General features: G+C 44.0%; 11 protein-coding genes and 1 pseudogene. 7 read left to right on the top strand and 5 right to left on the bottom strand.

Translation table 11 applies throughout. The annotated features are described in order from the left end of the window. A pseudogene (locus F6K57_RS33320) lies at window positions 1-272 on the bottom strand (uracil-DNA glycosylase); the annotation flags it as partial. Between the two features lie 163 nt (window positions 273-435). Here F6K57_RS33320 and F6K57_RS33325 point away from each other — a divergent pair. After that, the gene (locus F6K57_RS33325; protein WP_293020147.1) at window positions 436-1,158 is read left to right on the top strand and encodes a phosphoribosyltransferase family protein; all 723 of its coding nucleotides are present in this window, start codon (window positions 436-438) and stop codon (window positions 1,156-1,158) included. 16 nt (window positions 1,159-1,174) lie between these two features. Then, window positions 1,175-1,474 carry a hypothetical protein gene (locus F6K57_RS33330; RefSeq protein ID WP_293040540.1) on the top strand — a complete coding sequence of 100 codons (300 nt, stop codon included), beginning with the start codon at window positions 1,175-1,177 and terminating at the stop codon, window positions 1,472-1,474. Here the strand turns inward: F6K57_RS33330 and F6K57_RS33335 are convergent. Next, on the bottom strand, window positions 1,428-2,024 hold the full coding sequence (locus tag F6K57_RS33335) for an RNA 2'-phosphotransferase (RefSeq protein WP_293040543.1): 597 nt from the start codon (window positions 2,022-2,024) through the stop codon (window positions 1,428-1,430). The two genes, F6K57_RS33330 and F6K57_RS33335, sit on opposite strands and share 47 nt — an antisense overlap. Window positions 2,025-2,291: 267 nt before the next feature. Here F6K57_RS33335 and F6K57_RS33340 point away from each other — a divergent pair, with 267 nt between their 5' ends. Beyond that, window positions 2,292-2,450: a hypothetical protein gene (locus F6K57_RS33340; protein WP_293072256.1), complete on the top strand. Its 159-nt coding sequence runs from the start codon at window positions 2,292-2,294 to the stop codon at window positions 2,448-2,450. Between the two features lie 6 nt (window positions 2,451-2,456). Here F6K57_RS33340 and F6K57_RS33345 read toward each other — a convergent pair whose 3' ends face one another. Further along, on the bottom strand, window positions 2,457-3,017 hold the full coding sequence (locus tag F6K57_RS33345) for a 3'-5' exonuclease (protein WP_293072257.1): 561 nt from the start codon (window positions 3,015-3,017) through the stop codon (window positions 2,457-2,459). A 332-nt stretch (window positions 3,018-3,349) separates the two neighbouring features. Here F6K57_RS33345 and F6K57_RS33350 point away from each other — a divergent pair, with 332 nt between their 5' ends. After that, window positions 3,350-3,505 (top strand): hypothetical protein, encoded by a 156-nt coding sequence (locus F6K57_RS33350; RefSeq protein ID WP_293072258.1) that lies wholly within the window; start codon window positions 3,350-3,352, stop codon window positions 3,503-3,505. A gap of 29 nt (window positions 3,506-3,534) precedes the next feature. On the opposite strand, the gene F6K57_RS33355 is transcribed toward F6K57_RS33350, so the two are convergent. Beyond that, the gene (locus tag F6K57_RS33355) at window positions 3,535-5,004 is read right to left on the bottom strand and encodes a sodium:solute symporter family protein (protein WP_293072259.1); all 1,470 of its coding nucleotides are present in this window, start codon (window positions 5,002-5,004) and stop codon (window positions 3,535-3,537) included. 4 nt (window positions 5,005-5,008) lie between these two features. Further along, window positions 5,009-5,227 carry a hypothetical protein gene (locus F6K57_RS33360; RefSeq protein ID WP_293020155.1) on the bottom strand — a complete coding sequence of 73 codons (219 nt, stop codon included), beginning with the start codon at window positions 5,225-5,227 and terminating at the stop codon, window positions 5,009-5,011. A gap of 262 nt (window positions 5,228-5,489) precedes the next feature. On the opposite strand from F6K57_RS33360, the gene F6K57_RS33365 reads away from it, so the two are divergent. The 3 genes from F6K57_RS33365 (at window position 5,490) to F6K57_RS33375 (ending at window position 7,396) form a co-directional block, all read left to right on the top strand. Beyond that, the gene (locus tag F6K57_RS33365; RefSeq protein WP_293053633.1) at window positions 5,490-5,675 is read left to right on the top strand and encodes a hypothetical protein; all 186 of its coding nucleotides are present in this window, start codon (window positions 5,490-5,492) and stop codon (window positions 5,673-5,675) included. Continuing rightward, on the top strand, window positions 5,641-6,993 hold the full coding sequence (locus F6K57_RS33370; protein ID WP_293072260.1) for a DNA cytosine methyltransferase: 1,353 nt from the start codon (window positions 5,641-5,643) through the stop codon (window positions 6,991-6,993). Before F6K57_RS33365 ends, F6K57_RS33370 begins: the two co-directional genes overlap by 35 nt. Window positions 6,994-7,189: 196 nt before the next feature. Then, window positions 7,190-7,396, top strand: coding sequence for a hypothetical protein (locus tag F6K57_RS33375; RefSeq protein ID WP_070392609.1), 207 nt, complete (start codon window positions 7,190-7,192; stop codon window positions 7,394-7,396). The last annotated feature ends 35 nt before the right edge of the window (window positions 7,397-7,431 follow it).

A 7,431-nucleotide genomic window follows, 5' to 3' on the forward strand; every position in this document is an offset into this window, starting at 1 on the left:
GTCTCATCTTCTTGTTTACCCGGTCCTTCTCCAATAATCATAATTAGGGCCTTAGGGTTGCCACGTCCAATAACAGCCTGAGTGCGGGTAGCTCCTAATTCGCAGCGTTGGCAAGATTGACAGTGTTCTGTCAAGGATTCCATGGTGTCGTAAGTGCCAGGAGGAATAGGGATTTTGGCATCAGTGGGGATTAGCTCCCTTTGGACATTGTTCGGCTGTGATGGGGTTAACTCTGACTCGTCAAAAAGACTAAGTTGTTCTCCGTTGGACATGAGGGCTCACAGAAATTTTTGCAGGCATAAGGCACCTTACTACTAATAGTAGATTGAGGAGATTGTGAGCAAGTAATTATTACAATCTTTCTTTTGATACAGTAATCTTGACAAAAATCCGTAATTATAATATATATCAGGCAACTTCATACCGGAGGAAGCCATGCACACTGCCCCGCTGTTTAGCGATCGCGCTGATGCCGGTGAGCAGCTCGCTCAAGCACTTATCCCCTTGGTGAGCAGGCTGCACGCTACAGGTATTGATGCAACGCCTATTGTATATGCACTACCTCGGGGGGGTATCCCAGTAGCAGCACCAGTAGCTCGGGCACTGGATTGTCCACTAGATATTGTAGTGGCAAAAAAAATTACCACGGCTCGCAACCCAGAATTAGCAATCGGTGCGGTGACTTCCTCGGGAGTTGTACTTTGGTCTGGGCAAAGGCGATGGCGAAACAAAAATGCTCAATGGCAGGAAATAGTATTAGCTCAAGCTCAAGAAAAAGCCCAAGCTCAGCTAGCTCAACTGCAACCGGGTTGTCCGAAAACCAATCCTACTGGTGCCCTAGCGTTGCTGGTTGATGATGGCATTGCTACTGGAATGACCATAGCAGCAGCAAGCGCAGCAGTAAAAGCCCACAATCCAGCACAGGTTTGGATTTGCACACCAGTGGCACCAGGAGGATTAATACCCTGGTTATCACAATGGTGCGATCGCATGGTTATCTTACAAACACCGGAACCCTTTCTAAGTGTCAGCCGCTTCTACCTCAAATTTCCTCAAGTTAAAACCGAGGAAGCTCTAAGCTATTTACAGGAGCATAACTATAAGCATAACTATATTAGAATATCAGAGTCTTCAGTCAACGCTAGCCTAGAGCATTAACTAGCTACTTTAATTTATGAGACTTTGGCAGTTTTGGTGGCGAACATTAGTGCTTTCAACCCAGTACAATCCACCAGAGTTCGTTGAATTAATGATGACCTCATTGGCAATGGCATTACTAGCCACCTGGGGATATTATACCGATGACTGGCCCTATCTGGTACTCAGTTCTAGCTTTGCTATGGGAGCAGCCGTATCCATGTGGGTCAGGGGTACAACCATGCCTTCCTCTAATTCCCCTATGGTTCAGGTAATGGCTATCGTGTTGATTATCTACAGCTTTTATGCTTTTTCTCACCTTTTCGATTACATGTAGACTGAAATGTGAACTTTAAATATTCTGGTGATACCCAATCCACTAACCAAATGCCATTATCGGAACAATAAAAGCTGTGACCGGCGTTGTGCATAGCTGCGGCATCAATGGCAAAAACCACAGGGCGACCATGTCTTGCTCCCACTTTTCTGGCAGTTGCCATATCTGTCGATAGATGAACATGATGTCGCGACATTTTACACAAACCTTGCCGGAGAATTGACTCAACTGCCCGGTGACCTGTGCCGTGATACAGCACATCTGGTGGAACCACAACTTCTAGTTGTAAATCGACTTTGACCGTATGACCTTGATTGGCACGAATTCGGGTACCTGTGGAGTCGAAGGAAAAGCGCTTCTTGTCATTTTTGGCAACTACTTGATCTAAATCAGCACGGCTGATCCGAAAGGAATGCTTTTTACAAGCTGCCAGTAGTTCCTCAACACCAACCCAGCCACCAGGAGCGAGTGTGATTCCAATTCTCTGAGGCTGGTGCCGAAGATGCTTACTCAAATATTTACTAATTTTGACTAACCGAGACGGATTCATATTGATATAGTAGTTTGCTATTTTTTAAGTACATATTTAGGTTTTTTTAGGGAACAGGGAACAGGGAATAGGGAACAGGGAACAGGGATGCAGCGCGGTCTTGGGGGTTTCCCCCATGAGCGACTGCATCAAGACGGGAACAGGGAATAGAGCAGTTTGTATGCAAACTAAGTTATTTATTATTGCAAATTAATAAGTCGATTTTATTTTTTTAACTTCATTTTCATAATTAAATTATCTGCAAATCGCTATTATTTTATAATAGTGGTGATAAACATTATTAAAGACCGCGCTGCATCGCTTTTCGTCAATTATTATTCCCGATTCCCGATTCCCGATTCCCGATTCCCGATTCCCGATTCCCTGTTCCCGATTCCCGATTCCCGATTCCCGATTCCCGATTCCCGACTTCTGGAACAAGTCTAGTCAATATCATGGTGTAGTTCTGAATTGCGAAAGTAACCTTGAGAAGATCCAAGCAATATTCCAAGCATCATCTCCTCCCCGGTGGTGAGTACCTTCCAACGGTAAATTTAGTAAATCCAAAGCTTGTGCCATACCAACTTCATGGGGCAAAGCATAACTAATAGCAAACAACGTCTTGATGTTGATATGTCTGGGACCGAAGGGATATCTCAAAAAACGCGATGTACACTGTTTCTGAAATTGATTTCTATCATAATCCCCATAGCTGGCCCACACTCGCCGAGCAGATAAATACTTATCCTTTAGAATTGAACACGCTTCAACAAACGATATTCCCTGGTCAACTTGCTCCTGGGTTAATGTAGTTAGTTTGGTACAAAATTCACTGACCCTTGAGCGTTCTGGTTTTACCAAAATACTGTCTTTTTCCAGGGGCTTCCCAGAAACAACATCCAATACACAAATCCCAATTTCAATGATTTCGTTTTCTTGTCCTGGGGGTGGCTTCCCTTGCCAACAGGTGGCTTCAACATCCACAACAATAATTTGGTCGAGTTTTTTGGACATATTATCCTCCGGCTAGTCGATGTTGGTCAGAATGTAGAATTAAGAATGTAGAATTAAGAATTAAGAATTAAGAATTAAGAATGTAGAATTAAGAATGTAGAATGTAGAATGTAGAATTTAGGATTTAGAATTTAGAATTTAGCTCAGTAATGTAATTGTATTACACTATAATACAATTTGCCCAGCATGTCTACTCAAAACTCTCCAACTGAAGACTCAGTACTCAAGACTCACCACTGACCAATGACTTCAGCCTATGCGCTACGCGCAGGCTACGCCAACAGCTATCAGTTATCAGCCTATGCGCTACGCGCAGGCTACGCCAACAGCCTATGGCCACGCTAAAGCGAACAGCTTTTGAAGAAAATAAGCTGACCACTGACAACGTTTATCATAGTAATGAGGTACACAGGATTTTTTCCCGACTCCCGACTCCCGACTCCCGACTCCCGACTCCCGACTCCCGACTCCCTACAACCCAGGACTAAATTAGCTCACCCCATTGATAACTGCTATATCAATCCAGTCTCCGGATCGGCTTGATTGATCCGACAATAATAATTAATCCGGAAAGGGCAACAATAGGGACAACTGGCAGAAAACCGAAGGTAAGACTTTTGGGAATAATCCCCAACTGAAAGCCAATCACTGCGGCTTCACCCACAAGAATCGATACAATACAGGTTAGAGGATGAATAGTTTTGCTATACAATACTGCAATTACCGTCGGAAACAGTACTGCTAATCCTGTAAAGGCTTGGGTTGCGATCGCAGTAATCGTATCTGGGGGATTTTTGGCGATAATTAAACCAATAATTGCCAATAAAACAATCAGTAGTCTACCAACAAAGGTTTGTTCTTTGAGGGAAGCGGTTTTACGGAAATAAGCAAAATAAATATCTCTAGTTAGCATGGAACTGAGAGCCAAAAGCTGGGAGTCCAAGGTTGACATCATTGCAGCTAATGCTCCCACCATCACTAAAGATGCTAGCCAGATTGGTGTATGTTCTGCTAGCATCATCGGAAACACTTGATCAGATGCTTTTCCTGTCAGGTCAGAAAAGGAAATATGTCCCCACATTCCGATTAGTACCGGACAAATAAACATGATAGCGCTTACTAGGGGATAAATCACTACCGAAACTTTTAGGGAATTGCTATTTTTTGAGGTATAAAATCGCATGAACATCTGGGGAAACATAGGGACACTCAGCATCCAGAGAATCATGAAGCTAAACCACTTACGATGTGTAAAAAAATTATCTATACCCTGTCGAGAAAACAATTCAGGTTTGAGGGTGTAGACAGTACGGTTAGCTTCAGCAATCCCTCCCAGACTAGAAGCAATTGCTGCTACTGCTGCTAACATTAAGGTAAACATTAAAACCCCTTGGATAACATCGGTTAGGGCAACGCTTCTCATTCCCCCCATGAACACATACAGCACGATGACAATTGTTAAAAAGGTAGCCCCTGTAAAATAAGGAATTTGTCCATTGGTTAAGGTTTCAATAATATAGCCAGCTCCAATCGGTTGTAGGGTTAAGTAGGGAATGGTGAAAATTACCATAACCGCCAGAAAAATTAATTTGAGGGTATTGCTAATCCCAGGGGATACACCTGTGCTACGGAAACGAGCTTCCATCAATTCAGAAGGGGTGATTAAGCCGTGTTTGTTGCCTAAAAGCCAGACTCGATAACCGATAAAATAAAAGGTTAATGCGATTAAGCCAGTTCCAAACCCCATCATTCCGTAATAACTCAGACCAATGCGATACCCTGATCCTGAAAATCCCAGAAAAGCAAAGGCGCTGAAATTGGTAGCAATTAGGGTGAAAAATAGGAGAATTGCTCCCATGTTACGGTCAGCTAAAAAATAATCGTCAGGGGTGTTTTGTTGTTGGCGATAACCAACTAGTCCTACCACAAGGGTTACTAATAAATACCCGGCCAGCACAACATAGGGAATAATCGAGTCTAGTGTCATCTCCTTAACGGTCTTCCTTAGACGAAGTTTCCCAGAAATTTAGCACAAATAGTAACAATGCGATCGCGAGGAGAATTTGTAAGGCAATAAAATAGAATACCCAGGGGGGAAGATGGAGCAAGGAGAAGGAAATGTCTTGCTGCCAAGACCAGAAATCTTGGGATAGCAGGAAAATTACCGTAAAGCAGAAAAACCAGAAAAATGAGGATTTTAAAATTGGCATCAGCACTTTAGGAAAGGGAGTAGGGAGTAGGGAGTAGGGAGTAGGGAGTAGGGAGTCGGGAGTCGGGAGTCGGGAGTCGGGAATATGGCATCAAAATTATCACAATTCCTAAACGGATTGCTATTACTAGTCGCAACTTTAGTGAGAGCTAGATTAATCTGAATGGTAAAAGAAAGCACTAACTAAGGTATGCTAAAAAATACTGTTTCCTACTGATCAACCATTATAGGTAAGCTAGGGTCCATTTAATTTTCCTATTTTCGTGAGCAAGGCTACGTCACAAGCTTTTTCATTACCGATTCCCGATTCCCGATTCCCGATTCCCGATTCCCTGTTCCCTGTTCCCTGTTCCCTGTTCCCTGTTCCCTGTTCCGAAGCGTGCAGCGCAATAAAATTAGATTACCATAAACGGCATGGCAAATTTCTCTCATCGACCGTTAGCCGTTGATTTATTTGCTGGTGCTGGTGGTTTCTCCCTAGGGATTGAGCAGGCGGGGTTTGATGTTGCCGTTGCCGTTGAACAAGACCCAATTCATGGGGCAGTGTATGCCTTCAATTCCCCCCAAACCAAGGTTTTATGTACCGACGTTGCTACCCTGTCTGGTCAGGAAATTCAGAAAGCCCTGAGGGAGTGGGCAAGTCAAAGGGGGCAAAACCAAGACTGTAGAGAGGTTTCATCGCAGGTTTCTACCATTGATCTAGTGATTGATCTAGTCATTGGTGGACCCCCTTGTCAGGGATTCTCCTTGATCGGTAAGCGTCAAGTAGATGATGCACGCAATAATTTAGTGTTTGAGTTTTGCCGTTTGGTCAAAGAACTCCAACCACGCTATTTTGTGATGGAGAATGTTCCAGGCTTAGCTCAGAACAAATACCAAGACCTGTTCGAGCAGCTAATCAGCGAGTTTAAAGCAGCTGGATACACCATAACTGAGCCAGTCAAGGTATTGAATGCAGCAGATTTTGGCGTGCCACAAAAACGGCGGCGGTTGTTTTTACTGGGTTCTAGGCTTGGGGAAGCACCAGTGGTTTATCCTGACTCAGAACTAGGCTCTCACCAATGGGTAACTGTTAAGGATGCGATCGCAGACTTGCCTAACTTAGATGATTTTCCTGAACTCCAGAAAAGCGATTGTGTTGAACTAAAACCAAAACAGCTAGACCTGCTGCAAGCGTTAGCCATGCCCTATGTAGAAAAGTTACGGGATGTAATCACCGATCCTGGTAACTTTGCCTATCCCCGCCAGTGGAATCCTAAACTATTAACCAGTTCCCTGCAAACCCAGCACACGGAAGCGTCGATTGAGCGGTTTAGAAACACACCCATGGGCGAGGTAGAAACTACCAGTCGCTTACGACGCTTACACTGGGATAAACCATGCCATACCCTCAGAGCAGGTACTGGTTATAAAAACGGTCGCTACACCTCTCCTCGCCCCATTCATCCTGATTACCCACGGGTGATATCGGTGCGAGAGGCCGCTAGACTGCACTCATTTCCAGATTGGTTTCGCTTCCACCACACCAAATGGCATGGATTTCGACAGGTGGGTAATGCTGTACCACCACGATTAGGACGGGTTTTGGGTAAACAAATTATGACAGCCTTGGCCCAGGAACCATCAGTGCCAACCACAATTATAAAGCTCTCAGATACCAAACTGTTAACCTTTAAACAGTTTCAGGCATCCAAATATTGGACTATATTAGTATTTATTCCTTTTCTAATTTGCTGCTTCCTTCCTCCTGTCGTTCTCTTGTCCTAGAATCAACATGCTGTATATCACGACCGTCAACGCTGATCGGCTACTAGTTTGCCATCGTTGTAACTCAGATCACAGCTTAACCGCGATCCCATCACAACACATCGTGAGCTCGAATCACTACTAGCTAGGACTCTCTCTCACAGAAGATCTCTTCAAAATTGCCGATAGTTAAAATTACAGAGATTATGTGGAGCCCATGAAACCTTCTCAAGTGATCTTCCCCAAATTCCCGGTTAAGCAAATAGCTCAGCGTATTATTCATATGCGCCAAATTACCCGCATTGACCAACAGCTCTTTATGTCAGCTTTACGAGGCAAGGCATCACTTTCACTAGAAGAGCAAACCCTAGTCCAAGAGATTCATGACCGTTTGAACCGTGGATTGATTCGAGTAGTGGAATAAACTATATCACTTCTGGTCATGATGGTCAAACCAAT

Origin of the sequence: Moorena sp. SIO4A5 (genome assembly GCF_010672005.1) — a bacterium.
Classification (GTDB): Bacteria; Cyanobacteriota; Cyanobacteriia; order Cyanobacteriales; family Coleofasciculaceae; genus Moorena.